The following is a 25,700-nucleotide window of genomic DNA, read 5'->3' as shown; positions in this document are numbered from 1 at the left end:
CGACTGCTAGCGGCGATACTGGTCGCATGACAGCGAGATGGGACGTCGTGGTGGTGGAGCCGTTCGAGCCGGGCATAGTGAATCCGTCGGACGAGGATCTGCAGTCGACCACAATCGACGGCGCAGACGAGGCCGAGGCCCGGCAGCTGTACGCCGATAAGCTGCAAGCCTCGGGCGGTCAGCGCCACACAGCGGTTCAGCTCCGTTGCGACGGGCGCATCATCGAGCAGTGGCCGAGCTAGCTCATTTCGCGCGGCGCCGTCCTTCGAGCCATTTGTCGACGGTGTCTCTCGCCCATCCCTGATTTCGCCCGACGGTCGGGTTCGGGGAAGTCCACGTAGCCGCCATGGGTGACACGGCCCTGTACGTGGGCGGCACCGGCTGGCCCGGCACGCCGACCCACTCGCAGATGACCTGGCTGCGCTACGACGTCTACGCAGGCCGAGACGACACCTGGTGGGTGTCGGATATCCGGCCTCACCGGTACTGAGGAACGAATCGATCGCCGTCGGCGCCAAGGAACTCGGGTCACCACCACCAGGGGGCCGAAGACCGCCATCGGCGTCTCCCAGGGCAGTTTGGTGCTGCACGAGGAGGAGCGGCGCATCATGGCCCTGCCCGCCGATCAGCGCTGGCCGACGACGAACTGCGGTTCGTCTACATCGGTGATCCGGCCCGCCCGTCCGGCGGGGCGGCCAACTGGGTGCCCGAGGGCGTCCGGGTCCCCGGCGTCGGCATCAGCCGTCCTGAGCCGCTCGTCGAGACCCCCTACGAAACCGTCTACGTGACCCGGGAGTACGACGGGATCGCCGACTTCCCCGATCGGCCCCAGAGTCTGCTCGCCACCGCGAACGCGGTGATGGTCGTCGTTTACCTCCACCCGAACTACGGCGTCGATCTGAGCGATGTGGCCAAGAGCAACATCACCGAGGCGACGAACAAGAAGGGCGGCACGACCATGTCGTACCTGGTGCCGACGAAGGACCGCCCGTTGACGAAGCCGTTGCGTCAGGTGGGCGTGCCCGCAGCATCGTCGACGAGGTCGACAAGCATCTGCGGCCGGTGGTCGATGCCGGCTACAAGCGCAACGACCCGAAGCCGAAGACCGATGACGACGACGCCACACCGACAGAGGCGGACACCGGCGACGATTCGAACAGCGAAACCACCGAGAGTGGGCCGTCGTAAACTCCGCATGGTGGCTCCTGATGCGCAGCGGCTCGACGACCTGAGGCGCCTCCGCAGGGTGCGCGACCGGATGGACCGGGATTACGCGCAGCCCCTGGACGTCGAGGCGCTCGCCCGCGCAGTCCACATGTCCGCCGGCCACCTCAGCCGTCAGTTCAAACTCGCCTACGGCGAGTCGCCGTACAGCTATCTGATGACCCGGCGGATCGAGCGGGCGATGGCGTTGCTGCGCCGCGGGGACCTCAGCGTCACCGAAGTCTGCTTCGCCGTTGGCTGTTCGTCACTGGGCACCTTCAGCACACGCTTCACCGAACTCGTCGGGATGCCGCCGAGCACCTACCGTCAACGGCTTGCCGACGCGACGGCCGAGCCGCCGTCGTGCGTGACCAAGGTGGTGACCAGACCGGTCAGGAATCGAGAAGCACCGGCCGCCGATCCCCACTTACGGTGAGTCCATGGACCTGACCATTCACAACAGCTTCCTCCCGCACGACGATCCGGAAGAGTCGCTGGCGTTCTACCGCGACACCCTCGGCTTCGAGGTCCGCCTCGACGTCGGCGGTGGCACGATGCGCTGGATCACCGTAGGCCCGCCGAATCAGCCGGGCACCTCCATCGTGCTGCACCCGCCGGCCGCCGATCCCGGGGTCACCGACGAGGAACGCCGCGTCATCGCCGAGATGATGGCCAAAGGCACCTACGCGATCATCGTGCTGGCCACCGAGAACCTCGATGCGACGTTCGAGCGGTTGCAGCCCGGTGACGCCGACATCGTCCAGGAGCCGACCCTTCAGCCGTACGGTGTTCGTGACTGCGCTGTCCGCGATCCCGCGGGCACCATGATTCGCATCCAGGAGCTGCCCTGAGCCATGGCGGGAACGACGAGCGAGCACACTGCCGACAGCCACGACGTCATCCGCGTGGTGGGCGCGCGGGAGAACAACCTCAAGGACGTCGACGTCGAGCTGCCCAAACGCCGGCTCACCGTGTTCACCGGGGTATCCGGATCGGGTAAGAGCTCCCTGGTGTTCGGCACCATCGCCGCCGAGTCGCAGCGCCTGATCAACGAGACCTACAGCGCGTTCGTCCAGGGCTTCATGCCGTCGATGGCACGCCCGGACGTGGACGTCCTGGAGAACCTGACGACAGCGATCATCGTCGACCAGGAGCGGATGGGCGCCAATCCACGCTCCACCGTCGGCACCGCCACCGACGCCCACGCCATGCTGCGGATTCTGTTCAGCCGCCTCGGAAAGCCGCACATCGGTTCACCGCAGGCGTTTTCGTTCAACGTCGCCTCCATCAGCGGTGCGGGCGCGGTGACCTTCGAGAAGGGCGGCAGAACCGTCAAGGAGCGGCGCGACTTCTCGATCACCGGCGGCATGTGCCCCCGTTGCGAGGGCCGCGGGTCGGTGTCGGACATCGATCTCACCGCGCTCTACGACGACTCCAAGTCGCTCAACGACGGCGCATTGACCGTCCCGGGATACAGCATGGACGGCTGGTACGGCCGAATCTACCGCGGCTGTGGGTATTTCGACCCCGACAAACCGATCCGCAAGTACACCAAGAAAGAGCTCAACGATCTCCTCTATCGGGACGCGACGAAGATCAAGGTCGACGGCGTCAACCTCACCTACGCCGGACTGATCCCGACGATCCAGAAGTCCTACCTGTCCAAGGACGTCGACGCCATACAACCGCACATCCGCGCGTTCGTGGAGCGGGCGGTGACGTTCGCGACGTGCCCGGAGTGCGAGGGCACCCGCCTGACGAAGGAGGCGCGGTCCTCGAAGGTCGAGGGACACAGCATCGCCGACGTGTGCGCAATGCAGATCAGTGACCTCGCCGAGTGGGTACGTAGCCTCGAGGAGCCGTCCGTCGGCCCACTGCTCAAGGGGTTGCAGCACCTCCTCGACTCGTTCACCGAGATCGGGTTGGGATACCTCTCCCTCGACCGGCCCGCAGGCACACTCTCGGGTGGAGAAGCCCAGCGCACAAAGATGATTCGGCATCTCGGCTCGTCGCTCACCGATGTCACCTACGTCTTCGACGAGCCGACCATCGGTCTGCATCCCCACGACATCGAGCGGATGAACGACCTGCTGGTGCGGCTGCGGGACAAGGGAAACACCGTGCTGGTGGTCGAGCACAAGCCCGAGACCATCGACATCGCCGACCACGTCATCGATCTCGGCCCCGGCCCCGGTGCCGGTGGCGCTGGTGGGGAAGTGGTCTTCGAAGGCACCGTCGCCGGACTCCGGCGCAGCGGCACCCTCACCGGGCGACACCTCGCCGACCGGGCGGCGCTGAAAGAGTCGGTGCGGCAACCGGCGGGCGCCCTGCAGATCCGCGGCGCGACGACCAACAACCTGCGCGACGTCGATGTCGACATCCCGCTCGGGGTCCTCGTCGTGCTGACCGGCGTCGCGGGGTCGGGTAAGAGCTCGCTCATCGGCGGCTCGGTGGCCGGACGCGACGAGGTGGTGTCGATCGATCAGGGTGCGATCCGTGGCTCGCGGCGGAGCAATCCGGCGACCTACACCGGCCTGCTCGACCCGATACGCAAGGCGTTCGCGAAGGCCAACGGCGTGAAACCGGCGCTGTTCAGCTCGAACTCCGAGGGTGCGTGTCCCGCCTGCAAGGGCGCGGGCGTCATCTACACCGAACTCGGTGTCATGGCGACCGTCGAGTCGCCGTGTGAAGAGTGTGAAGGTAGGCGATTCCAGGCGTCGGTGCTCGAGTACACCCTCGGCGGCCGTAACATCGCCGATGTACTCGAGATGTCGGTGTCCGACGCGCGCAGCTTCTTCGGCGAGGGCGACGCCCACACCCCCGGGGCCCACAAAGTGCTCGACCGGCTCACCGACGTGGGACTGGGGTATCTCAGCCTCGGACAACCACTCACCACGCTCTCCGGTGGCGAGCGGCAGCGCCTCAAGCTGGCCACCCGACTCGGCGACACCGGCGCGGACCGCAAGGACGTCTATGTTCTCGACGAGCCGACCTCCGGTCTGCACCTCGCCGATGTGGAACAGCTGCTGGCCTTGCTCGACCGGTTGGTCGACGCCGGTAAGTCGGTCATCGTCATCGAGCACCACCGGGCCGTGATGGCACACGCGGACTGGATCATCGACCTCGGTCCGGGGGCCGGCCACGACGGCGGACGGATTGTGTTCGAGGGCGCGCCGGCCGACCTCGTCGCGGCGGGCAAGACGCTCACCGGGCAGCATCTCGCCGACTATGTCGACGGGTGACCAGCAGCTTCGCACCATACCCACAGCTAATGTTCAGATGCGACGCACGAACGCCGTCTAGTGACCTTGCAGCAAACTAATAATGCCGCCAGGTCAGTTCATGTTCCAGGGTTGGCCGTAGGTGGTGACGCTCCGATGATTGACGTTCGTCCACTTCGACGGGAAGAACGTAACAGCGACACAGCAATCCGACAACCGCTGCGGTGACAGCGGAGCGTAGGGGCGCACAGCAAACACTCAGGCGACCAGTTCGGCAGCACGCCACGTCCCCGATCTCCGCGCCCAGCGCGTTGCGCGACGACCCAACCGTTTCGCAGTGAACCGGCCCGGAGAGCAATGTCGGGGACGTCTTTGAATTGACGCTTGTGTTTATTCGAGGGGTGCCCGGGTACGCCGAACTACCACACCCACGGCTGCGGGGAGCCTCGAGCGACGGAGTTGAGCGATGGAAGACGCCCTACGAGATATGTGGAGGTCGGTGGCGAACTTCGCCCCGAAACTGGTGGCGTTCCTCGTCATCCTGATCATCGGGTGGATCTTGGCGAAGCTGATCGCCAAGGCCATCGACAAGGTCCTCGAGAAGGTCGGATTCGATCGAGCCGTCGAACGGGGCGGGGTCAAGAAGGCGCTGGCGCGAAGTAACTATGACGCCTCCACGATCGTCAGCAAGATCGTCTACTACGCGCTCCTGCTGGTCGTACTGCAGTTGGCTTTCGGCGTCTTCGGTCCCAACCCGATCAGCGCGCTGATCGCCGGCGTGATCTCCTTCCTCCCGAATCTGCTTGTGGCGGTGATCATCGTCGTGGTAGCAGCGGCGATCGCCGCAGCGGTCCGCGACATCGTGTCCAATGCGTTGAGCGGGCTGTCCTACGGGCGGGTGCTGGCCAACGTCGCGAGCATCACGATCGTCGGGCTGGGCATCATCGCGGCGCTCAGCCAAGTCGGGATCGCTCTGACCGTCACGTTGCCGGTGCTGATCGCCATTCTCGGTACGGTCGGCGGAATCCTCGTCGTGGGTGTCGGTGGTGGTCTCATCAAACCGATGCAGCAGCGCTGGGAGGACTATCTGTCCCGGGCCGAGGATGAGGGCCGCAAGATGCGCGAGCACCTCTCGAACCGCGAACAGGAGCAGACGACCGCGATTCCGGTCAGCAGCTACTCAGAGCCCGGGTACCCGCAGGGGAGTGGCCAGCAGGGTGGCGGTCAACCCGGATACGGCCAGGCGCCTCAATATCCGAGTGACCACCGCCAACCCCAGTCCGGGCCTCCGACCGGGCCGTATCCGTCCGGCCCACCGACCGGGCCGTATCCGTCCGGCCCACCGGCCGGGTACGACGATCCCTACGGCGGCCGGCACACCGGCATGCCTGGGGGGCAGCAATACCCGTACGGCGGTGACCGCGGCGGACAACAGTGAGCGATCGCCTACCGGCCCTATAGTCCCGTAGGTGGACTCCAACGAGCAGGACAGCGTTCACCCACGCGGTCTGCCGCCGGAAGTCGTGACCGCCGACGAGGCACTGCGTGTGGTCACCGCGGAGTCGCAGGCGCTTCTCGACGGCGGGGCGGGGCGGGTGCTCATCGGAGTGACGGGTCCGCCGGGCACGGGCAAGTCCACCTTCGCCCGGCGGATCGTCGAGCACGTCGGGCCCCTGGCGATCTACGTCCCGATGGATGGATTCCACCTGTCCAACGCGCAACTGCGACGCCTGCAACGGCTTTCGCGCAAGGGAGCGCCGGACACCTTCGACGCGGACGGCTACGTTGCCGCGCTCACGCGCATCGCCGGCGCCTACGGGAGCCGAGACGTCTACGTGCCCGATTTCGACCGATCGCTCGAGGAGCCGGTGGCGGCGGGTCTGGTGGTGCCCGCCGACGCCCGACTGGTGGTCACCGAGGGCAACTATCTCGGCCTCTGGGACGGCGTTCGCCCATTGCTCACTCGGCTCTACTACCTCGACACCGAGCGCACCGTTCGCCGCGCGCGGCTGATTGCCCGCCACGTGGCCTTCGGGCGCACCGACGTCGACGCGCGCCGTTGGGTCGAGACCGTCGACGATCCGAATGCCGACCTCGTGGCAGAGACTCGTGACCGCTGCGACTGCATCCTCGAAATCGTTGTGTCGCATTCTGATTGAAACTAGTTGGAGCGGGTCAGCGGTGAGCGCGGGACAGCGAGGCCTCTCGCGAGCAACTCCGCCGCGGCTCGAAGCGCTTCATGACACGGCGGCGTCATACGTCGAGGGAATGGACGGCCGCGTCGTCGGCGAGCACTCGGACCGTGATCGGATTTCCAGAGGCTCCGTTCCGCATGGCTTCTCGGGGACCGGGCTTCGACGACTAAATCTGCCCGAAGGCCCCGCCCAGCCCGAGGATGAAGAGGATTGTGCCGACGACAATGGACACGACATGCGGGAACATCACGTGCGCCATCGTCCACGGCTGAACGGAACGTTCCTCCCTCATCTCGGCGTAGCGGACGGGCTCATTGGGTGTGCCTTTGGCTTTCTGCTTGCGAATCCGTTGTCCCGCTGTCTCCCAGCCCCAGTCGATGAGCGGTGAGGACGCCGCGCCCGATGCGGTGTCAACGCGGAACAGTTCGTACGCCGTCACCTCGATGTCCCGCATGCGTGGGTAGTAGTGGATCTGGTGCATCTTCGCGTACGCCTCGAGTAGCCAGAACGCTGCGCCGCTGACCGCGGCGACCAGAAACAACCCGTAATGGCCCTGCTGGAAGCCGAGACCCAAGCCGGCCAAGCTCACGGTGACGCCCCAGCCTTTGATGGTGAGTAGCCGCTGATCGAACCCGCTGACGATGTCGACGAGCTTGCCGTACTCGGTGTGAAGATCGTCGTGAAGCTGTTCCATACTGCTCGGGTCTTGGTCTGGCATGACACCTCCCTGGTGGCCTTCTCCGGATTTCACTTCTGTTGTGCCCAGAGCTGTGAGGGAATGCGTGTATTCGGTAGCGCACCAGCATGGCCACCGCCATACCTAGCCAGATGCGCTTCGTCATCTGGGCCTCATTCTTCCGCGGCCGAACTGGATGACCGCCGAGTTCCCGCTGGAAGGTCTCGACAGGTCAGCAGCCCCTCCCGGACCAAACGCTTTACGAGCGTCAACCGTCCGCTGTCGTCGAGGGTCCCTGGAAGATCGTGTGCGGTGAATTCTCCGGCCTTCACGATGAAGTGGAGATCGTCTGCAAGATGGGAAGGCATACGCAGCGTCTTTCCCGGTGAAGTGAGTTCGGCGCGGCCGTCAGCGGCACGGCCGACCGCCATCGGCACATCTACTCGGCGCTGGATTCGGCTGGTGTGCTGCAGATTCGGCATGGCATTGAGGTCGAGAAGGTGGCCCTGCAGTGCGGGAATGGCTCTGCTGCGCGCGGCGGCAGCCGCATCTGCGATGACCTCTTCTGGCCCGATCTCTGCCAATGCGAGTTCGAGCATTTCCGCGAGAGTCGACGCGGCGGTGTGCTGGATGTCGGTGTCGGAAGCGAAGCCAGTAGGCAGCGATCGACGATACCGAGGGTTGCGCTCGATGACGGATTCCATTGCGCTGAGCATGGTGTGCGCCCAGGTCAGCGGGCGAACACCGATTGTGAGGTGGAGTGACGTCAAGTCGGTGGCAGCGGCGTCATGAGCGAATCCGCGCGGCAGATACAGAACGTCACCGGCGGTGAGGTCGAATTCCATTGTCGGTTCGGATCGGCCCTCGCCGCTGCAGCAATCGGTCTGCCCCTCGAGGGGATGTCTGACCGGTTGGTCATAGATCCGCCATCGTTTGCTGCCACAGATCTGCAAAGCGAACACGTCGTGGGTGTCATAGTGCGTCGCGAGCCCCTGTTCTCCTGGCGGGGTGAGGTATGCATTGATCTGGCATGCTGCGGAGAGTTGGCGGGATAGTGCTCGACAGAGGTTGCCGAGCGGGGGTATCCGTTCGTGCAGGAATTGCAGCGAGATCGTGCAGCCGTCACGGAAGTGTGCGTACACCGCCTCGGGATCGAGATAGCGATCCGCTCCAGGTGTGACCTCGCTGCCCTGATGCAGGACACGCAGGTGCGGGGGACGGACTGAACCCGCGAGGATCGTGTCGACGTCGGTCAGCGTCACGAGGTCATCGAAGTAAGGAGGGTCGTGCCGTTGAACCAGGAGAGGCTCTCGTTCCCAGTGCTTGACGAAGAAGCGGTGGTCTTCGACGGGAGCGATAAGGCGGCCGAGTACCGAAGTTGCGGAGACCGCGGTTGACGGGCCGACGTTGACGTCCATTCGAGGCTCAGATCGCTGGATCGTGACCGTCGAAGGTGCTTGGGTCGGTGCTGTCGTTGTCGGCCAGCGATGGGTCGATGCGTCGGCGCCGGCGTGTGACCCGCATACTGCCGAGAAGCACCGACGAGGGCACACGGAACGTGGCGGTGACGATCTCGATGTCGTCATCGCTCAGGGAGTGGGTTTGGGCTGGTTGTTGCAGCGTCAGCTCGACTTCGTCTAACGCGCCTAGCTTGTCACGGATGCTGCGTTCAGCTGCGGTGAGATCTTCCGGATCGCCCGCAGCGGTGTTCGAGTCAGACATGGTGAATCTCCTTGGTGACGGGTCAGCTCTGCGGGGGTGTGTTCGGAACCCCGCGCGAACCGGGTTTGCGGCTCGGCGTCACGAGTGAAGGTACGACTGGCGGCGTGAGGCGCCTAGAGTAGTGCGCTACTCGAACGTTTCACGGGACCGCCGGCCACACGGTGGACGCCCCGAAGGTTCCGCCGAGATCGGCTGGCGCAGAAGAATTCTGCGCTCAGGGGATCCAGTTCTCTGGGTTGGTGCTGTGGTTGATGTGAAAGATCGGGAAGTTACCTCCGCCCGGGTTGTGGCCGAGGTGTGCCGACGGGCACAGGCCGTTGACCGGGCCGAACCAGAGGACGTGGCAGTTCACGCACACCGCCCATTTGTCTTGCGCGTTCTTCACCGGCTTGTCTTTGGTGAGTACGATTTCGGACGAGTCGGTCCGATCGTGCTGCCCACCTTCCGCGCAACGTCCGAGGTCGTTGCCACCGCCGAAATCCTTCTGCTGAAACAGCGAATTGCAGGACCGGCAGAAGTAGAAGTTACGCTCGCTCTTCGCGCTGAGGGTTCGATTGAAGGGGAGTGCGAACAACATTCCCTGCGCGCGGTGACCGCCGCCGCCTTGGCATACCCCATCGTTCACCTCGGGCCAGTGCATGTTGCCGCACTTCTGGCAGAATCGCCAGCCCCATTGCCAGTCAGTCATTGCAGGTCCCTTCGAGTCGAGTGGCGCGTCCCGTGGCGCGCGATGGCGCCTTATCGGATTCGCGCTCGCCATCGGGACTCACGCTAGGAGCGTGCCGGCGCAACCACATGCGTAGTCCGGTACTCGATTTCGCCTAGCCCTGGCCGTTCCGACGCCGACCGGAGCACTCGTTCGACCCTCGCGCAGGAGTCCCTACTGCGCTCAGCGCTCGGTGTTGTCGGGCAGGATCAGCGAGAGCATCGTGTCGAGGCGGGTGGCCATGTCGCGGTAGTCGATGGCCCGCGAGTGCACTTGGAGGAGCGCACCCCAGAACACCGTCTCGAGTGTGGCCTGCACTTCCGGCCACGCCCCGGTGCCCAACGCCGCGGCGATCCGGCGTTGCACCTCGGCGCCGATCCGGTCGCGCGTACTGCGCACCGCCGGGTCATCGGCACGGAGCAGCGCACGACTGCAGGCGGCCGCCAGCGTCGGCTCGTCGGCCATCACCAGAGTGACGGCCCGCAATTGACCACTCACCCGCGCGGCGGCGGGCGCGTCGGGATCGACGACCAACGGCAGACTCGACACCCGGTGCAGGTAGAGCTCGGCGAGCATCGCGTCGATCGACGGGAAGCGGGCGCTCACCGCTGCGGGTGCCAACCGCGCCCGCGCGGCCAGCGCCGGCATCGACAGACCGCTGTCCGCGCATTCGTCGAGCAGCGCGGCCGCGGCGTGGAAAACCCGGCGAGACATGGGGGAGCGCCCGCCATGGAGATCACTCAGCCGAGTGGGGTGGGCCGCACTCCGGCTGGACATGGTCCCAGGCTAGCGGCGCCACGACCCGCAGCACCCGGCTTCGTCGGCCCGTGTCCAGATCGCAACGCTAGGGACGGGTCAGCCGCGCATACCGGGCGACGTGGTGGTCGGTGGACCCGAATTCGTACTGCAGTGCGGTGAGGCGCTTGAAGTAGTGGCCGATGGCGAGTTCTTCGGTCATTCCCATGCCGCCGTGCAGCTGAACGGCGTTCTGGCCGATGAAGCGCGCCGCCCGGCCGATCGTCGCCTTGGCCGCCGACACCGCCCGGGCGCGTACGTCGTCGTCTGAATCGAGGTTGAGCACCGCCAAAAACGTCGCGGCCACTGACTGTTCGACTTCCATGTGCATGTCCACCATCCGGTGCTGGAGTACCTGGAAACTGCCGATGGGGGTGCCGAACTGGTGGCGTTGCTTGCAGTACTCCACGGTGTCCGCGAGCACCTTTCGCATCGCGCCCACCGCTTCGGCGCAGACGGCCGCGGCGCCCTCGTCGCGGGCCCGGGCGATCGACGGCCAGGACCGCCCGGCCTCACCCAGCAGCGTCTCGCCGGATATCCGCACACCGTCGAACGCGACGTCCGCGGCACGACGGTCGTCGATCGTCCGATACGGGTGAACGGTCAGGCCGTCGTGCACTGACGACATGTCGACCAGGAAGAGCGAGATGCCCTGCTCGTCGTCCCTGCCACCCGAGGTGCGGGCGGTGACCAGCAGGTGGCCGGCCAGTGGAGCGCCCATGACGACGACCTTCTCACCGTTGAGTACCCAGTCCGCACCGTCCTTTTCGGCGGTGGTCGACACGTCGCGCCAGTTGTCACCCGACGTCGGTTCGGTCGCGGCGACCACGACGAGTGCGGTGCCCTCGACGATCTTCTCCAGCAGGGTCGCCGCCGTCTGACCGCCGGCGCGCTGGAGTAACCCGCCGGCGACCACGACGGTATCGACGAACGGCTCGACCACCAACGCGAGCCCGAGCGCTTCGGCGATCACCATCGCCTCGACCGCGCCGCCGCCGATTCCGCCGGCGTCCTCGGGCAGCGTTGCGCCCAGGATGCCGAGTTCCTCGGCGAAGCCGCGCCAGATTTCCGGCTGCCAGCCCGCGCCGGTTTTCGCTGCGGCGCGGCTCTTTTCGAGTTCATAACGGGTCGACAGGAATTTCGTCAGCCCGTCGCGCAGGAGTTCCTGTTCTTTGGTGAGCGAGAAGTCCATCTACAGCCCCAATGCTGCCTTGGCCAGGATGTTGCGTTGAATCTCGTTGCTGCCGGCGTAAATCGAACCGGCGCGATCGTTGAAGTAGCGCAGCGGAGCCACCGCCTGCCACGGTTCACCGCTGACGTAGCCGTCCGCCGGTGGTTCGTATTCGGCGACGGGGCCGCCGGGGCAGGTGGCATGCGGTTGGTAGACGCGCGCCCGGGGGCCGGCGGCGACCATCGCCAATTCCGTGAGGTCCTGGCTCAATTCGGTGCCGAGGACCTTGAGCATCGATGACGCCGACCCGGGGTTCTTGCCGGCAGCCACCGTCGCCAGTACGCGGTACTCGAGGATCTCCAGGACGTCGGTGCGAATGCGCGCGTCGGCCAGACGCCGGGCGAAGGTCGGGTCGTCGACGAGGCGCCCGCCGTCGGCGCCGCGCTGATCGGCCGCCACCGTGGCGATCTCCTCTGCCAGCACCTGCAGGGCGGGTGCGGATGACCCGCCGCCGCGCTCGAATTCGAGCAGGTACTTCGCGACGGTCCAGCCGTCGTCGATCTCGCCGATGACATTGCTCTTGGGGACGCGGACCTCGTCGAAAAAGACCTGGTTCTGGACTTCCTCGCCCGAGGTCATCACCAGCGGCCGGATCTCGATGCCGGGGGTCGACATATCGATCAACACGAACGTGATGCCCTGCTGCTTCTTCGGTGCACGGGTGGTTCGAACCAGGGCGAACATCCAGTTGGCCTCTGCGGCGTGGGTCGTCCAGATCTTGCTGCCGGTGCACACCAGACCGTCGCCGTCGTCGACCGCCGCCATCGACAGCGCGGCGAGGTCGGAACCGGCTTCCGGTTCGGAGTAGCCCTGGCAGAAGAACACCTCACCGGTGAGGATGCGGGGCAGGAAGTAGTCCTTCTGCGCCGCAGTGCCGAACTTGATGATCGCGTGCGCGACCATCCGGATCCCCATGGGCGACAGGGACGGCGCACCCGCCAGCGTGGATTCGCGGCTGAAGATGTAGTGCTGGGTCAGGGTCCAGTCGCAGCCGCCGTGCTCCACCGGCCACGCGGGCGCTGCCCAGCCACGTTCGTGCAGGATGCTCTGCCAGGCCATGCTCGCTTCGTGATCGGCGTAGACGCTGGTCATCAACCGTCCGGCGCGCTGGAGGTCCGGTGTCAACTTCTCCGCGAGGAATGTGCGCACTTCGTCGCGGAATGCCGAATCCCGATCTGACCAGGTCAAGTCCATGGGCCACCCTCGTCTGCAGTGTGCGTTCCCACAGAGTAAACCTAGTTAGTCAAGTAGAGTCCAGTCGGCCCTCACAGTGCGCCGACCGGCGCTCGGGCGATAATCGTTCGATGGAGCGGCGACGGAACGACCAGGACGATCGATCCCCGATGTCGCTGCTCCGAGACATGCCGGCGCTCGTGCTGCTCGAGCGGTTGCCCGTGCCGGTCCTCGCCATCGCGGAGGACGGAGCGCTCCTGTTCGCCAACGCTGCTTTCGCCGACATGGTGGGCTATCGGACCGAGGAAGTGACCGCGTCGCGTTTCTCGGAGATCTTCCACCGTCTGCCTGCCGAGGACTCCCCGGTGATGGTGATCCGCGCCCATGCCGACCTCGTCGTGGAGCTCGTCCATCGGGACGGCTCCACCGTGCGGGCACGGATGAGCAAATCGGCACTCGTGCGCGGTGACGACCCGGTCGCACTGGCGACGTTCACCGACCTCACCGAACGCCTGTGGTCAGAGGAGTTGTGAGCCGCGTCAGTCCTCTGCCGGCCGTTGGCGGGCCTCGCGTGCCAGGAATTCGGTGAAGTAGTCCCGCGATTCGTCGGTGACGATCGCGGGCAGGACGAGCCCGAACAGCCGTGTCACCCGCTCGCGCTGATCCGAACCGCCCGAGGCGGCGTCGGAGAGCAGGCTTCCGCCGACGAAGGCGCCGACGAAAGTCTCGGCGATCGCGATCACGTCCACGCCCTCGCGCACGTCGCCTTCGTCGCAGGCCCGGGCCACATCGGTGGCCATCGCCGAGAGCCAGCCGCTGTAGGTGCCTCCCGCGGAGTGGCTGAACCCGGCGAATACCCGCATCAGCACGATGCCGACGCGGGCCACCTTGTCGGTGCTGAGTTGATCCACGACCAGGAACGTCCCGTGGATGATGCTTTCCAGCGCGGGTGAGGAGGACTCGCTGATGGCGTCGAAGGTGCGCATCAGTCGGGTGCTGCCCTCCGCGACGATCTCCGCCGCGAGGGCTTCCTTCGAGTCGAAGTGGTAATAGAGCGCACCCTTGGTCATCTCTGCGCGTTCGATGATGTCGCCGAGTCCGGTTCCGGGGTAGCCGCGTTCGCTGAACAGGTCGACCGCCGCCTCGATGATCCGGCGCCTGGTCGCTTCAGAACGTGCCTGGCGAATCATGTGTCGCTGCCCATCCCCGGGTGAAAGTCGATGCCAGTATCGCGTCGGATCGCGGTCATAGCGTATCGGTGGAAAGTGGACGGGCCCTCTTGATCGCCAGAGCGCTGCGCCGGCGGATGAATGTCGTCAGATAGCCGAGACGCTCGGACGCCGAGAGCCCGGGGAGTACCAGCTCCCATGCCCTGTGCAGGTCACCCAGGAAAGCTGCCGGGTCGTCGGGGTCGTTGGCCTGCCGGACGCCCAGATAGAGGAAGACCAACACGCGCGCGACGTCCTCGGGCGCCATGCTCCCGGCCGCGTCGCCTTCCTCGATCGCACGGCGCGCGAGCGGGGACAATGCGATTCGTGACGCGTCGAACGCGCGGCGACGGAGTCCGTCGGTACGCCCGACGGACTCCAGCAGGTTGAGGCCGGCTCGCGTGACGTGATCACCGATGTCGTTCAGCGCGATCGCGAACGTGACGTCGACCAGGGTCTCCATACCGGAGTGCCGCAGCGCCACGGTGTCGTCGATGATCTGCAGATTCGACTCGAGCCACTGGTCGACGATCGCCGAGGCAAGCGAGTACTTGGATCGGAAATGGTGGTACATCGCGCCTTTGGTGACCGCTGCGTCGAGCAGGATGTCGTCGAGGTTCACCAGCCCGTAGGGCTTCACCGCGAACTGCTTTGCGGCAGCACGAAGGATCTGGTGACGCGTCGCGTCGGTTTTCCGGTCGACCTGCTCGGCCACTCACGCCCTCGGGTTCCACTCTGCCGCGCACCGGGCGGTGCGACGGAGCCGCGGCACCTGCGGCTGCGGTCATACTTTAGGTTACCGGTCGCCGTGCAAATCATCCAAAAGGTATGTAATGTACGAGCAGTGATGACTTCGAGTATCTCGGGTTCAGGGCATGTGCGCCGCATGTGCCGGAGCGGAGGCGAGGGTGAGGCCTGCTCGTCCACGCTTTCGTTCCGCCTGACGCGATGGTACCTTCATTCGGTTGCCACGGCCTGTTCTGGCAAACCCCCTCGAATTCCCGCACAGGCCGTGGCGACCCACCTTCCGACCCCAGCGGCGCGTCGTGGACGCACCGGGCATGAGTACCGGTCCACCGGTCCTGGCTTCGGAAACATGGATCTACCGGGCGATCCGTCACGACAGCAATGTGTCTCGACCTGCCGTCCGACCGACCGGCGGGACAATTCTGAGCAACGGCGAGGTGTTTAACGCGTATGTGGGATCACGAAGTCGACGTGCTGTGTGTGGGCGATGCTGTGGGTGCATTCGCCAGCGCGGTGGTGGCGGCCGACGAAGGAGTCGAGGTACTCGTCGCCACACCGACGGCCGATGATCGGGGTTGGCCCGCCGACCAGGTGGCGGACGAGGAGACCCTGGCGTACTTCGCCGCACTGACCGACGGCCTCCCGGCGGCGCCGCGACCGGCCGCCGAGGTCCCGGTGCGCCCGGTACGCCCGTTGACCGCGGCCGAACGTCGCAGCCGGAACGTCCCACCGTTCTACGGCGGCCGGCTGACGAAATGGACCGAACAGTGCCTCGGCTCGCCGTACGGGCTCCTGCACACCAGGGTCACCGATTGGCGCACCACGACCATGCGCACCATCGACAACCGTCCCGTCCAGGTCAAGGTGATCGGCAGGATCGCCCTGCCCACTTCGGGCGGTTCCGTGCCGCTTGCGGCGTGGCTGCACGGTCAGGCAAGCATGCGGGACATCGATGTGCAGACCGACGCGCGCCTGCAGCGGATCGTGTTCGAGGAGGGTGTCGTCATCGGTGCGGTATTCGATACCGCGGACGGTCCGTACGCCGTTCGGGCCCGGCACGGCATCACGCTCGCACCACGTGTCGCGGCCACCGTCAACGACGACGTCCGCGGAGACGACGAGGCCGAGGTGGCGCTGGTCAGCGAGATCGGCAGTCGGTTCGCGCGGGTGGAACTGCTCGCGGCAGCGCCTCCCGCCCCCGCACCGCCGGCCGCGGCGCCGTCCGCCGCATGCTCCGCCAGCAATCGGCAATTGCCGAGGACGTTGCGCGAATCCCGGCGGAACCGGTCGGAGAACCGCCGCTCACGCGAAGTGAACGGGCACCCGCCCTTCGGCCAGTAGCCGCTCCATCTGGGCGCCGGGCACCGGGCGGGACAACAGGAAACCCTGTGCCCGGTGGCAGCCGTGGTGCAGCAGTGTCCGTGCGCCGATGTCGGTTTCGACGCCCTCGGCCACCAACTCGAGGCCGAAGGCTTCGGCCAGTGCGATGATCGCTCGAACGATCGCCAGATCGCCCGCGTTCGACCCGAGATCCTGCACGAAGCTCTTGTCGATCTTGAGAGTGTCCACGGGCAGCGTTTTCAGCAGCGACAACACGCTGTAGCCGGTCCCGAAGTCGTCGATCGCGACCTGAACCCCGGCCTCCTTGAGTCCCGCGAGGGTGACGCGAGTGGTGTCGATGTCCTGGACGACGACGCTTTCGGTGATCTCCAGACAGACCGACCCGCGTTCCAGCCCGAACTCGGCCATCGCCTCCGCCACCGAGTCGACGAAGCCCTCGGTCACCAGCTGTACCGGAGAGACGTTGACGCGCAACACGATCCGCTCGCCCACTCCCGCTGCACGCCAGCGGGCGAATTCGGCGCAGGCGTTGCGCAGCACCCAGCGTCCCAACTCGCCGGCGAGATTGATGGACTCCGCGACACCGATGAACTGATCGGGGGAGAGCAGACCACGAGTGGGATGCTGCCAGCGCACGAGTGCCTCGGTGGCGAGGATCTCACCGGTGCGGATGTCTACCTCGGGCAGATAGTGCAGGACCAGAGCTCCGCTGTCGATGACGTTCTGGAGGTGCATTTCGATGTCGTTGCGCAGTGCGATTTCCTCCGACATCCGGTCGGTGAAGACCGAGATGCAGTTGCCACCCGCGCTCTTGGCGCTCAGCACCGCCTGGTCGGCCCGGCTCAGCAGATCCGAGGTGGTGTCACAGCCGGGCCTCCCGACCGCGACACCGATGCTGATCGTCCGGGTGAGCATTTCACCGTCGATCGAAACCCGTTCGCGCAGAACGGCTTGAAGTCGGTGTGCGAGACTCTCCGCGGCGTCGGCGGTCATGGGCCCGGCCGGTACGACGACGAACTCGTCGCCTCCCAGGCGGGCGATGAACTTCTCGTCGCCGCCCTGTTGCAGGCGCTCGGCGAGGATGCGGATGAACCAGTCGCCGGCGATGTGGCCGAGGTAATCGTTGATCGCCTTGAGCCGATCGAGATCGAAGAACAGCACCGCCACGGGGCTGGGGCAGCCGGCGGCCAGTCGGCTGTCGAGGTGGCCGAGCAGGGCGCGGCGGTTGTGCAGACCCGTCAGATCGTCGTGGTCGGCGAGGTACCGGAGGCGGTCCTCGGCGGCGATGCGCGCCTGCACCTGGGCGAACAGCGAGGCGATGGCTCTGAGCGCGTTGAGCTCTTCCCGTTGCCAGGTCCGTTCACCGAACTTCACGAAGCCGAGCACGCCGGTGGTGACGTCCCCGGACCGCAGCGGCACCTCGGCCACGACGGCCGCCCCGCGGGAGCCCGTCGCCTTCGACGGTTCTGCCCGGAGGATGGTGGGTTCAGAGAGGCGCTCGGTCTGCGAGAAGACCGGATCGGCGTCGGAGAAATACACGATCTTCAACGGGTCCGGCGCCGCGGTGGCCGGGCGTGGCGGCCATTCGGCGACGAGTTCGGAGGTGTGGACGCGGTGATCGTGGTGCCGCAGGAAACTCAGGTCGACGTCGAAGTAGGCCACGAGGTCGCCCAGCACGCGTTCGCTGACCTCCGACGACGTCGCCGCCGTGACCGCCATCAAATCCGTCGCCACCGACGTCACGAGGACCTCGAGGTTTCGCGGCACGGTCATCTCCGTTCCCGGTATCACGCGGGCGCCGCGCTGCTCAGTCTGCGGCGTCTGCTGCGCATCGCGGGTCGCGACGCGATGGAGAAGCGTAGAACCAACGCCTCCGACTCGTCTGCACCGGTACCGGTCAGCGCACGGAACCGGTGTTGCAACTCACCGAGTTCACGGGCGAACGCGGGGGACAACTCGGCGAGTTCCCGCTCGTCGTGGGCGTAGAGGAAGACCGGCGACACCGGATGGGTGGCCACGCCGTGCTGTTCGGCGGCGATCCACACCGCTTCCGTCGCCGAACCCCCGCGCAGGTAGTCCGTGAGCGTCCGTCCCTTCACCGAGACAACGCCCAGCGCGGCGCTGGAGGTCAGACGCTCGTAGGTGTCGTCGCCCAGGGCCGCCCCCGCCTGCCAGTTCGCCAGGTTGGCCATCACTTCACCCCGGCGCAGGATGTCGAGTTTCACCAGATCTGTCGCCCCCAATTCGAGCGTACGCACGTCGATACCGGAGTCGGGCGCCGGATCTCCCGGCCACCGCAGCTCGGAGAACATCTCCGAGTGCAGGTGCGGGGTGAGGAACCTGATCCGGTCGGTCGCCGCCAGGATCTCCGCCGCGCGTGCGATGTCATGGGGCTCGGTGAGCATCGTCAGGCGGGCGCCTTCGGCATGCGCCGCCGCTGCCAGCGCCTCGACCTCGTCGGCACCGATCGGGGTACCGGAACCGTGCTGCCGGTTGGTTTCCCGCCGCATCATCGCGGGGTAGAGCCGGGCCAGATCGGGGTTCTCACCGGGGCCGAGATGGACGACGGCGCGCAGCGGTGTGCCCTCGTCGCCGCGTTCCAGATCCACGCCACCGAGGCGGTGGTGTGCGGCGGCGGCGACCCGCGCGTTGAAAACGGCAGCGCCGAGAGCCACGGCGCTGCCGCGGTATGCGACATCCATCGCGGTCGTGGCTTCTGGCGCGACCCACAGGTACACGGCGTCACGACGAGATTCGATGTGCCAGGGCTGCGCGTTGCCGCCCGAAGGCGCTCGCACGGCTGCGGCGGCGACTTCTTCGGCCAGCGAGCCCGCCGCGTGGTCGGGCGCGGTCTCGTCGGCGGTGATGTCGACGGGCGGAGAAGCGAGCGGATCGTCGACGCCGTCGAGCAGAGCGGCGGCGTCGATGCGGACGCGTCCCGACGCCAGCGGCTCCCCGAGCCCTATCCGGCGCACGGCCTCGGTGATGGCGGTGGCGCCCAATGCGACCTCACCGGCCAGTTGCGGCCACGTCGTCAGACTGGTTCCCACCTCCACCAGCGACGCGGCCATCCGCGGCGACAGGGCGGCCGCATCGAGGATGCGCAGTACGTAGGGGACCTTGTCCTTGCTGGTCAGTCCGGACAGCGCCGCGGAGTCGATATCGCCGAGAAGCCCGTGCAGCAGCGGCCGCGAAGGGTCGAGGTCGAAGCGTTCGATGTCGAGCAGACCGCGATCGCTGGTCGCCATCAGCACCGGGAGGCGGCGGGCCCGTGCGTGCTCGCGCACCAGGACTTTCACATCCAGCGAATCGCACTCCTCGACCACCACGTCGAGCCCGTCGAGGAACTTCTCGACCGTCGCGGGCGTGACACCCTCGGTCATCACCTGCACGGAGAGATACGGGTCGAGTTCGGCAATGCGCCGGGCCGCGACCACGGCCTTGTTGATGCCGACATCGACCAGACTCGCGGGCACGCGGTTGAGGTTGGACACCTCGAGCCCGTCGAAGTCGGCGAGCCGCAATCCTCCGCAAACGCCTTGCGCCGCAAGAGTATGCGCCACCGCATGGCCCACGCTGAGACCGATGACGCCGATGCGCAACCGGCCGAGCCTCAGTTGCTCCTCCGCGGTGATCAGGTTGCGGTTGCGGTCGAGCCGGAGCCGGCGGTGGGCATGCGGCCCCAGGACGCCGACAACGGTTCGGCGCCACGGGAAGTACGCCCACCGGGCGGGCTCGTCGGACAAGCCGGCGTCGACGGGCGGACGCAGTTCGGCCATCGCCTCACGCAGTTCCGCGACCCGGTCGATGAACTCGATCCCGGAATCGGCCCGTAGTGCGGACAGGGTGTCGCTGTCATCCTCCTCGGTGAGCAGTACGGCGGTGTAGGGATCGTCGACAGATCGTGCCATCAGACGGTGGCAGCAGCCGCGACCGCGACACCGACTCCGTCCAGATGAGCGCTGATCTGGCGCGTCTCTGCGAAGAACGTCGAAACTTGTTTGGGATCGGCGTGATTGGCGAATGTCCGCCTGTCCCACCACATCATCTTGGTTTGATAACGGGCGTCCGGATATGGAGTCGCGGGAATCTTCGCGGCCAGAACACCGCCGGACGACAGCCAGCGATTCAACACATATGCGGCGGCAGTCGCGACGGCGAATTGTGCGTCGAGCAAGGCCATGGAATGCAGCGGGATACGGGCCAGGACGTCGGTGAGTGCCCGGCTCTGTTCGGGGTCGTCGCTCACCCATGCCGATTTTATTTCCACGACACCGAACGGAAGGCGATCACCCACCATTTTCCGCACCGCGTCCAACCCGGGCTGACCGCTCCACTCGACGACCGCGTGGCATTCTTCGACCGCGTCGTACGGGCCTTTGGCGCGAACGCCGCCGACCACCTGCCCTGCCTCGTTGATGCCGGCGCAGAAGAGCGCGGTGTCGTCCCCGCGCTCCATGGCCGTGCTGTCGAGTGCGCGCTCCACGCCGTGCTTGTGGTAGCTGAGCTGCGCACCGCGAACATAATCGGCCCACAGTTCGGGCTCGGTGGTGGGGTGGGCCACGACGATCGTGCACTGGCTCGCGGCGTCCCACCAGCTGGGGCTCCGATCCAGGTCGAGGATCCCGGGGGTCAGGGTGTCTAGCTGGGCAACAGTCATAGGTGTCCGTCCTTCGGGTAGCCGCCTCGCGGGGGTGGGGACGGCTGGTCATGGTGCGCGTAACGCGGTGTTGCGAATACGCAAAGTTGAGTATCCCGCTCTTAGTGGGTTCTATTCCAGCTAGCGAGAAAATCTTGTCCAGTATTGCGTTATGAGTACAGCGGCCAGATCGCGGTTTGTACGCGCCAGTCCAGTTATGGCAATCGGCCAATAGCAGGTCTCCGCTGGTTGTTTGTCCGCGTGTGGTTTCCGGCGAACTTTGCGATTGCATCGACCGTGTTACGCCCGACGCGACACGCCTGACGGCGTTTTTCTGATGTTTGCCGGTTGTGTCAGGTTGTGACACTTCTCACCGTCCAGGCCGCGCCGTTGTGAGGCCGTTGAGCCCGACGGACCCGCAACGTCCCGCGCTCGTCGGCGGCCAACCCGTCTCCAGGGGCCCTCTCCGCGCCCGCCGCGGGGGTCGATGCACCGGTCTGGCAGCACGTTCCGCGCCGACTGCGGGACTGGCGGACGCGGGCTTGTGAGCCGCGCCCGGCGTCGGACCCGGGGGGTGCCGACGTGTTTGCCAGAAGTGAGACCACGGGTGCTGTTCGTCAGGGTCCGGCGCCGTTGTGGCGGTGCTCGGTGCCGTATGCGCGGCACGATCGGCGATCAAAGCGTTGACCAGAGTCGGGTACCGGTAAGCCTGACCCGGTTGCTCGACGACGCCGGGGGCGACCTGAGTCGGCGGCGAGCAGAGCGGGCCGATCGAGTGGTATTCGCGTGCTCATTGGACGCAAACCCCGCCCCCTCGCGGGCGTCAATATCCCGCCGATGGTTGCGCAGGACAATACCCCGAGATTGCTCACCGCATTCTCGGCAATCGACGCCGATAGTGCGGTTGTCCTTCGTGGCGCCCGAGTTTGTTGCAGGTGCCAACAAATGGCACACTTCCGCCGGCTGTTTCGAATGGCCGATCGTGCAAAGTCGCAATCGATTAGTGAATCTGGGATCAGCTGGCCGAACAATGGAGTGTTCCCGCCCGCATGCGATATATGCGACGCAATTCCGGCAAACTCGCAGTCCGCTATATACGACGCCTGCGGCAGACCCGCGGCGCGCCCCGGCGCCGATCGGCATAGAGCGCCAACCGTAGGGTGCGAAGCGAGACGTGGCGCGCCGCGCCGGAGAGGAGACACCCGTGAAGACCTTCAACGGCTTGGACGAGTTCGTAGCCGCCGAGGGCAGCTCGATCGGGCCCACCGAATGGCTTGAGATCACGCAGGACCGGGTCAACCTGTTCGCTGATGCGACCGACGACCACCAGTGGATCCACGTTGATCCGGAGAAGGCGGCCGACGGACCGTTTGGCGGCACCATCGCACACGGGCTGTTGACACTGTCGCTGCTGCCTCACTTCAGCCATCAGCTCTACGCGGTCGACAACATCGCGATGGGGATCAATTACGGCTACAACAAGGTTCGTTTCATCAACCCCGTCAAGGTGGGTGCCAGGGTGCGCGCCCGTGCGGAGATCAGCAAGGTGGACCGGCTCGACAATGCCGTCCAGGCCACGACCACGATCACCGTGGAGATCGAGGGAGCGGACAAACCCGCCGCCGTCGCCGAGTCGATCGTCCGCTACATCGCCTGAGCCCTCCGGCAGCTGTCAGAGCTCGTTGACGGTTGTCATGACCCGTGGTTAGTGTGCTCCCCATCACACGGTGAGGAGCACACGTGGGTCAGACGCACCCGACGCAGTCGGTCGAACTGCCGCTCCCCCTCGGTTCCGGAGACGTGCGTCCACACGATGCTCGCCGGGTTGTTCGGCATGTGCGAACGTCACCGGCATCACCGAGTCGGAGGAGCGCCCCCAACCATGACCGCCACCTATGACGAGGTGTCCTTCACCTCGATGGACACCCGCTGCACAGGCCGGCACTTCCGCAGCGAATCCGACCGGCTTGCCGGTCCGTACGGGCGGCCCGTGGTGGTCATGGCACACGGCTTCGGCGGCACCATGGACTCGGGGCTGGCACCCTTCGCCGAGCGGTTCTGCAGTGCGGGCGCCGACGTCTTGACATTCGACTACCGGGGCTTCGGCGCATCGGAGGGTCTACCGCGCCAGAGCGTCTCGGTACACCGCCAACTGCGGGACTTCCATGCGGCGGTGGTGGCGGCGCAGCGCTTGCCCGGGGTGGATCCCGTACGGGTGGTGCTGTGGGGGTCGTCGTTCTCCGGCAGCCACGTCATCCGGGTGGCGGCCGGGCGAGCGGACGTCGCGGCGGTCGTCGCGATGACCCCGCTCACCAGTGGGCTGGCGGCGAGCAGAGCCGCCGTGGCGCACCGCGATATCGGTGCCGCACTGCGCTGGACCCTGGTGGGGCTCAAGAGCCGCGTCGCGCTCGCCCGCGGCCGCGCACCGTCACTGATGCCGTTGGCGGCGCGCCCGGGACAGCCCGGTGCGCTGGCGCTGGAGGGCGCCTACGAGAGCTACCTGTCGATAGCGGGTCCGACGTGGCGCAACGAGATCGACGCCGGGATCGGGATGGAACTGGTCAAGGTGCGAACGGGCCGGTCCGCCAAGCAGATCCGGGTGCCGGTGCTGGTACAGATCGCCGACTTCGACCGGTTCGTGCCGGCCGGGTCCGTCGCCCGAACCGCCGCACAGGCCGGGGCGCAGGTGCACCACTATCCGTGCGACCACTTCGACGTCTGGCCCGGCCACCAATGGCACGACAGGGCCGCGACGGACCAGGCGGCGTTCCTCGACCGGGTGTTCGGCCTCAGAACTGCGTCGAACCCAGGTCCACCGCGATCGACGCCGCTGTGACGTAGCGGGATTCATCGCTTGCCAACCAGCAGGCCGCATCCGCGATGTCCTCGGGCTGGGCGAGGTAGTCGGGCAGGAACGGCGTCACCATCTTCTCCAGCGGCGGGTTCGTCGCGTACGCCGTCTGGAGCGCCGACACCATGTCGCCGGTTCCCATCGGTGTGTTCACCGCACCCGGATGCAGGCTGTTGACCCGGATCTTGTGCTTGCCCAGTTCGGCGGCGAACGCCCGCGCCATCCCCGTCACCGCATGCTTGCTGGCGGTGTAGTGGACCATGAACGGCTGCATCTTCAGCCCCGCGGCTGAACTGATGAGGATGATGCTGCCGCCCCGCCCGCCGTCGATGATCCTGTGTGCGCCCGCCATCACGGTGTTCCAGGTACCGGTCACGTTGATGTCGATGACATCGCGGAAGTCGTCGGGGGAGATGGCGTCCCACGCCTGCGGTGCGGACACGCCCGCGTTGGCGATGATGACGTCGAGCCGGCCCAGTTCCGCCACACCGGTATCGACGGCGTCGCTGAGTGCGTCGATGTCACGGATGTCGGCGACCGAGGCGAGGATCCGACGACCGGTCGCCTCGACGAGCCGCACTGTTTCGGCGAGGTCCTCGGGTGTGGCCGGGTCATACGGCACGCAGGACGGGAGCTTGCCTGCCACGTCGACGGCGATGATGTCGGCACCCTCTGCCGCCATCCGGATCGCGTGTGCGCGTCCCTGTCCGCGGGCCGCTCCGGTGATGAAGGCGACCTTCCCAGTGAGCCGGCCTGTCATGAATTCGCCGCCGCCCGCTTCGCGGCCTTCACCAGTCCGCCACCGATGATCAGGCGTTGAATCTCACTGGTGCCCTCGTACAGGCGTAACAGCCGCACATCGCGGTAGATCCGCTCGACCGGAACCTCGCGCATGTAACCACTCCCTCCGTGGATCTGTACCGCCAGATCGGCGACCTGACCGGCCATCTCCGTGCAGAACACCTTGGCCGCCGACGGTGCGATCCGCCGGTCCTCACCGGTGACCCACTGCCGCGCGGCGTCGCGGACCAGTGCCCGGCCCGCCATGACCCCGGTCTGCTGATCGGCCAGCATCGCCTGCACGAGCTGGAAATCGCCGATCGGCTGGCCGCCCTGCGTCGCAGTGGCGGCGTAGGCGACGGATTCGTCGAGCGCACGCTGTGCGGCGCCGACGGCCAATGCGGCGATGTGCACGCGCCCGCGCGCCAACGTGGTCAGCGCCGCCCGGTAGCCGATGTCCTCGCTGCCGCCGACCAGTGCCGAGGCGGGTACCCGGACGTCGGTGAAGTTGACATCGGCGGTCCAGGCGCCTTCCTGCCCCATCTTGGCGTCCTTGACGCCGACCTCGACACCCTCGGAGTCGGCGGGCACCAGGAACACCGCGATCCCCGCGCCCTGGGCGTCGGCGGGCCGGGTGCGGGCGAAGACGACGAAGAGGTTCGCGGTCGGGGCGTTGGTGATGAAGCGCTTCTGGCCGGTGATCACCCAGTCGGCGCCGTCGCGCACCGCCTTGGTGCGTAGCCCCGCCGGATTCGAGCCCGCACCCGGTTCGGTCAGCGCGAACGAGGCGACGACGTCGCCGGAAGCGATGTCGCTGAGCCACCGCTGCTTCTGCTCATCGGTGCCGAAGCCCACCAGCACCTGACCGGCGATGCCGTTGTTGGTGCCGAACATCGAGCGCAGCGCCAGGGAGGTGTATCCGAACTCCATGGCGAGTTCGACGTCCTGGGTCAGGTCCAGCCCGAGACCGCCCCACTCCTGCGGAATCGCGTAGCCGAACAGGCCCATCTTCTTGGACTGCTCCCGCAGATCGTCGGGAACCTTGTCTTCGGCGAGGATCTCGGGCTCGCGCGGAACCACCGCGGTCCTGACGAAATGCCGTGTCTGCGCGAGGATTTCGCGGAAATCCTCGTCACTGACTTCGCTCATCGACAACCTCCAGTCGAGTCGGACGGCGCACAGGGTGGCTGGCCGCCAATATCGTATATCCAA

25 protein-coding genes and 1 pseudogene are annotated in these 25,700 nt (G+C 66.5%); 12 read left to right on the top strand and 14 right to left on the bottom strand.

Annotated elements, in window-relative coordinates; genetic code table 11:
• Positions 1 to 26 precede the first annotated feature (26 nt).
• The 8 genes and pseudogenes from I7X18_RS19515 (at position 27) to I7X18_RS19485 (ending at position 6,583) form a co-directional block, all read left to right on the top strand.
• Positions 27 to 242 carry a hypothetical protein gene (locus I7X18_RS19515; RefSeq protein ID WP_193043668.1) on the top strand — a complete coding sequence of 72 codons (216 nt, stop codon included), beginning with the start codon at positions 27 to 29 and terminating at the stop codon, positions 240 to 242.
• Between the two features lie 104 nt (positions 243 to 346).
• Positions 347 to 490, top strand: coding sequence for a hypothetical protein (locus tag I7X18_RS29685; RefSeq protein WP_226862603.1), 144 nt, complete (start codon positions 347 to 349; stop codon positions 488 to 490).
• Positions 491 to 631: 141 nt separating this feature from the next.
• Positions 632 to 967: pseudogene (locus I7X18_RS29680) on the top strand (PE-PPE domain-containing protein); the annotation flags it as partial.
• A 228-nt stretch (positions 968 to 1,195) separates the two neighbouring features.
• A complete protein-coding gene (locus I7X18_RS19505; RefSeq protein ID WP_193043667.1) occupies positions 1,196 to 1,639 on the top strand; it encodes a helix-turn-helix transcriptional regulator in 444 nt (147 codons plus the stop codon).
• Between the two features lie 4 nt (positions 1,640 to 1,643).
• Positions 1,644 to 2,054 carry a VOC family protein gene (locus I7X18_RS19500; RefSeq protein ID WP_193043666.1) on the top strand — a complete coding sequence of 137 codons (411 nt, stop codon included), beginning with the start codon at positions 1,644 to 1,646 and terminating at the stop codon, positions 2,052 to 2,054.
• Between the two features lie 3 nt (positions 2,055 to 2,057).
• Positions 2,058 to 4,445, top strand: coding sequence for an excinuclease ABC subunit UvrA (locus I7X18_RS19495; protein WP_193043665.1), 2,388 nt, complete (start codon positions 2,058 to 2,060; stop codon positions 4,443 to 4,445).
• A 478-nt stretch (positions 4,446 to 4,923) separates the two neighbouring features.
• On the top strand, positions 4,924 to 5,862 hold the full coding sequence (locus I7X18_RS19490) for a mechanosensitive ion channel family protein (protein ID WP_232375277.1): 939 nt from the start codon (positions 4,924 to 4,926) through the stop codon (positions 5,860 to 5,862).
• Between the two features lie 31 nt (positions 5,863 to 5,893).
• The gene (locus I7X18_RS19485) at positions 5,894 to 6,583 is read left to right on the top strand and encodes a nucleoside/nucleotide kinase family protein (protein ID WP_232375276.1); all 690 of its coding nucleotides are present in this window, start codon (positions 5,894 to 5,896) and stop codon (positions 6,581 to 6,583) included.
• Positions 6,584 to 6,785: 202 nt separating this feature from the next.
• Here I7X18_RS19485 and I7X18_RS19480 read toward each other — a convergent pair whose 3' ends face one another.
• The 7 genes from I7X18_RS19480 to I7X18_RS19450 all read right to left on the bottom strand — a co-directional run bounded on the left by I7X18_RS19480 (position 6,786) and on the right by I7X18_RS19450 (position 12,943).
• A complete protein-coding gene (locus tag I7X18_RS19480) occupies positions 6,786 to 7,337 on the bottom strand; it encodes a hypothetical protein (protein WP_193043663.1) in 552 nt (183 codons plus the stop codon).
• 131 nt (positions 7,338 to 7,468) lie between these two features.
• A complete protein-coding gene (locus I7X18_RS19475) occupies positions 7,469 to 8,713 on the bottom strand; it encodes a cupin domain-containing protein (protein WP_193043662.1) in 1,245 nt (414 codons plus the stop codon).
• Positions 8,714 to 8,720: 7 nt separating this feature from the next.
• Positions 8,721 to 9,017: a hypothetical protein gene (locus I7X18_RS19470; protein WP_193043661.1), complete on the bottom strand. Its 297-nt coding sequence runs from the start codon at positions 9,015 to 9,017 to the stop codon at positions 8,721 to 8,723.
• Between the two features lie 214 nt (positions 9,018 to 9,231).
• Positions 9,232 to 9,705, bottom strand: a complete 474-nt coding sequence (locus I7X18_RS19465) for a hypothetical protein (RefSeq protein ID WP_193043660.1) — start codon at positions 9,703 to 9,705, stop codon at positions 9,232 to 9,234.
• Positions 9,706 to 9,906: 201 nt separating this feature from the next.
• On the bottom strand, positions 9,907 to 10,500 hold the full coding sequence (locus I7X18_RS19460) for a TetR family transcriptional regulator (RefSeq protein ID WP_193043659.1): 594 nt from the start codon (positions 10,498 to 10,500) through the stop codon (positions 9,907 to 9,909).
• Between the two features lie 67 nt (positions 10,501 to 10,567).
• Complete coding sequence (locus I7X18_RS19455; RefSeq protein WP_193043658.1) at positions 10,568 to 11,710, bottom strand: acyl-CoA dehydrogenase family protein; 1,143 nt, start codon at positions 11,708 to 11,710, stop codon at positions 10,568 to 10,570.
• Positions 11,711 to 12,943, bottom strand: coding sequence for an acyl-CoA dehydrogenase family protein (locus tag I7X18_RS19450; protein ID WP_193043657.1), 1,233 nt, complete (start codon positions 12,941 to 12,943; stop codon positions 11,711 to 11,713).
• Between the two features lie 149 nt (positions 12,944 to 13,092).
• On the opposite strand from I7X18_RS19450, the gene I7X18_RS19445 reads away from it, so the two are divergent.
• Positions 13,093 to 13,455 carry a PAS domain S-box protein gene (locus tag I7X18_RS19445; RefSeq protein ID WP_193044009.1) on the top strand — a complete coding sequence of 121 codons (363 nt, stop codon included), beginning with the start codon at positions 13,093 to 13,095 and terminating at the stop codon, positions 13,453 to 13,455.
• A gap of 6 nt (positions 13,456 to 13,461) precedes the next feature.
• Here the strand turns inward: I7X18_RS19445 and I7X18_RS19440 are convergent, their stop codons facing one another.
• Together I7X18_RS19440 and I7X18_RS19435 are read right to left on the bottom strand one after the other, a co-directional pair.
• Positions 13,462 to 14,112, bottom strand: a complete 651-nt coding sequence (locus I7X18_RS19440) for a ScbR family autoregulator-binding transcription factor (protein WP_198730462.1) — start codon at positions 14,110 to 14,112, stop codon at positions 13,462 to 13,464.
• 55 nt (positions 14,113 to 14,167) lie between these two features.
• Positions 14,168 to 14,845 carry a TetR family transcriptional regulator gene (locus I7X18_RS19435; RefSeq protein WP_193043655.1) on the bottom strand — a complete coding sequence of 226 codons (678 nt, stop codon included), beginning with the start codon at positions 14,843 to 14,845 and terminating at the stop codon, positions 14,168 to 14,170.
• Positions 14,846 to 15,327: 482 nt separating this feature from the next.
• Between I7X18_RS19435 and I7X18_RS19430 the strand changes: the two genes are divergently transcribed.
• Entirely contained in the window at positions 15,328 to 16,218 is an 891-nt protein-coding gene (locus tag I7X18_RS19430; protein WP_193043654.1) for an FAD-dependent oxidoreductase, read from the top strand.
• Here the strand turns inward: I7X18_RS19430 and I7X18_RS19425 are convergent.
• Genes I7X18_RS19425 through I7X18_RS19415 form a run of 3 tightly spaced genes read right to left on the bottom strand, consistent with a single transcriptional unit; the run spans position 16,180 to position 20,878 of the window.
• Complete coding sequence (locus I7X18_RS19425) at positions 16,180 to 17,991, bottom strand: putative bifunctional diguanylate cyclase/phosphodiesterase (protein WP_226862602.1); 1,812 nt, start codon at positions 17,989 to 17,991, stop codon at positions 16,180 to 16,182. The two genes, I7X18_RS19430 and I7X18_RS19425, sit on opposite strands and share 39 nt — an antisense overlap.
• A gap of 14 nt (positions 17,992 to 18,005) precedes the next feature.
• Positions 18,006 to 20,129, bottom strand: coding sequence for an Rv1355c family protein (locus I7X18_RS19420; protein WP_193043653.1), 2,124 nt, complete (start codon positions 20,127 to 20,129; stop codon positions 18,006 to 18,008).
• Positions 20,129 to 20,878: a hypothetical protein gene (locus I7X18_RS19415; protein WP_193043652.1), complete on the bottom strand. Its 750-nt coding sequence runs from the start codon at positions 20,876 to 20,878 to the stop codon at positions 20,129 to 20,131. Before I7X18_RS19415 ends, I7X18_RS19420 begins: the two co-directional genes overlap by 1 nt.
• A gap of 1,183 nt (positions 20,879 to 22,061) precedes the next feature.
• On the opposite strand from I7X18_RS19415, the gene I7X18_RS19410 reads away from it, so the two are divergent.
• Both I7X18_RS19410 and I7X18_RS19405 read left to right on the top strand, forming a co-directional pair.
• The gene (locus I7X18_RS19410) at positions 22,062 to 22,514 is read left to right on the top strand and encodes a MaoC family dehydratase (protein WP_193043651.1); all 453 of its coding nucleotides are present in this window, start codon (positions 22,062 to 22,064) and stop codon (positions 22,512 to 22,514) included.
• 225 nt (positions 22,515 to 22,739) lie between these two features.
• The gene (locus I7X18_RS19405; protein WP_193043650.1) at positions 22,740 to 23,693 is read left to right on the top strand and encodes an alpha/beta hydrolase; all 954 of its coding nucleotides are present in this window, start codon (positions 22,740 to 22,742) and stop codon (positions 23,691 to 23,693) included.
• On the opposite strand, the gene I7X18_RS19400 is transcribed toward I7X18_RS19405, so the two are convergent.
• Complete coding sequence (locus I7X18_RS19400) at positions 23,647 to 24,468, bottom strand: mycofactocin-coupled SDR family oxidoreductase (protein ID WP_193043649.1); 822 nt, start codon at positions 24,466 to 24,468, stop codon at positions 23,647 to 23,649. The genes I7X18_RS19405 and I7X18_RS19400 overlap by 47 nt on opposite strands.
• Positions 24,465 to 25,637, bottom strand: coding sequence for an acyl-CoA dehydrogenase family protein (locus I7X18_RS19395; RefSeq protein WP_193043648.1), 1,173 nt, complete (start codon positions 25,635 to 25,637; stop codon positions 24,465 to 24,467). Before I7X18_RS19395 ends, I7X18_RS19400 begins: the two co-directional genes overlap by 4 nt.
• Between the last annotated feature and the right edge of the window lie 63 nt (positions 25,638 to 25,700).

This window comes from Mycolicibacterium baixiangningiae, from assembly GCF_016313185.1.
Taxonomy (GTDB): Bacteria; Actinomycetota; Actinomycetes; order Mycobacteriales; family Mycobacteriaceae; genus Mycobacterium; species Mycobacterium baixiangningiae.
Note: the sequence above shows the minus strand (reverse complement) of the source record. Positions and strands in the feature narration are given on the sequence as shown.

Bases quoted from the DNA above. Each gene is read 5' to 3' on its own strand.
- I7X18_RS19515 (WP_193043668.1), top strand. From the start codon at position 27: ATGACAGCGAGATGGGACGTCGTGGTGGTGGAGCCGTTCGAGCCGGGC.
- I7X18_RS29685 (WP_226862603.1), top strand. From the start codon at position 347: ATGGGTGACACGGCCCTGTACGTGGGCGGCACCGGCTGGCCCGGCACG.
- I7X18_RS19505 (WP_193043667.1), top strand. From the start codon at position 1,196: ATGGTGGCTCCTGATGCGCAGCGGCTCGACGACCTGAGGCGCCTCCGC.
- I7X18_RS19500 (WP_193043666.1), top strand. From the start codon at position 1,644: ATGGACCTGACCATTCACAACAGCTTCCTCCCGCACGACGATCCGGAA.
- I7X18_RS19495 (WP_193043665.1), top strand. From the start codon at position 2,058: ATGGCGGGAACGACGAGCGAGCACACTGCCGACAGCCACGACGTCATC.
- I7X18_RS19480 (WP_193043663.1), bottom strand. From the start codon at position 7,337: ATGCCAGACCAAGACCCGAGCAGTATGGAACAGCTTCACGACGATCTT.
- I7X18_RS19475 (WP_193043662.1), bottom strand. From the start codon at position 8,713: ATGGACGTCAACGTCGGCCCGTCAACCGCGGTCTCCGCAACTTCGGTA.
- I7X18_RS19470 (WP_193043661.1), bottom strand. From the start codon at position 9,017: ATGTCTGACTCGAACACCGCTGCGGGCGATCCGGAAGATCTCACCGCA.
- I7X18_RS19465 (WP_193043660.1), bottom strand. From the start codon at position 9,705: ATGACTGACTGGCAATGGGGCTGGCGATTCTGCCAGAAGTGCGGCAAC.
- I7X18_RS19460 (WP_193043659.1), bottom strand. From the start codon at position 10,500: ATGTCCAGCCGGAGTGCGGCCCACCCCACTCGGCTGAGTGATCTCCAT.
- I7X18_RS19455 (WP_193043658.1), bottom strand. From the start codon at position 11,710: ATGGACTTCTCGCTCACCAAAGAACAGGAACTCCTGCGCGACGGGCTG.
- I7X18_RS19450 (WP_193043657.1), bottom strand. From the start codon at position 12,943: ATGGACTTGACCTGGTCAGATCGGGATTCGGCATTCCGCGACGAAGTG.
- I7X18_RS19445 (WP_193044009.1), top strand. From the start codon at position 13,093: ATGTCGCTGCTCCGAGACATGCCGGCGCTCGTGCTGCTCGAGCGGTTG.
- I7X18_RS19440 (WP_198730462.1), bottom strand. From the start codon at position 14,112: ATGATTCGCCAGGCACGTTCTGAAGCGACCAGGCGCCGGATCATCGAG.
- I7X18_RS19430 (WP_193043654.1), top strand. From the start codon at position 15,328: ATGTGGGATCACGAAGTCGACGTGCTGTGTGTGGGCGATGCTGTGGGT.
- I7X18_RS19425 (WP_226862602.1), bottom strand. From the start codon at position 17,991: ATGACCGTGCCGCGAAACCTCGAGGTCCTCGTGACGTCGGTGGCGACG.
- I7X18_RS19420 (WP_193043653.1), bottom strand. From the start codon at position 20,129: ATGGCACGATCTGTCGACGATCCCTACACCGCCGTACTGCTCACCGAG.
- I7X18_RS19415 (WP_193043652.1), bottom strand. From the start codon at position 20,878: ATGACTGTTGCCCAGCTAGACACCCTGACCCCCGGGATCCTCGACCTG.
- I7X18_RS19405 (WP_193043650.1), top strand. From the start codon at position 22,740: ATGACCGCCACCTATGACGAGGTGTCCTTCACCTCGATGGACACCCGC.
- I7X18_RS19400 (WP_193043649.1), bottom strand. From the start codon at position 24,468: ATGACAGGCCGGCTCACTGGGAAGGTCGCCTTCATCACCGGAGCGGCC.
- I7X18_RS19395 (WP_193043648.1), bottom strand. From the start codon at position 25,637: ATGAGCGAAGTCAGTGACGAGGATTTCCGCGAAATCCTCGCGCAGACA.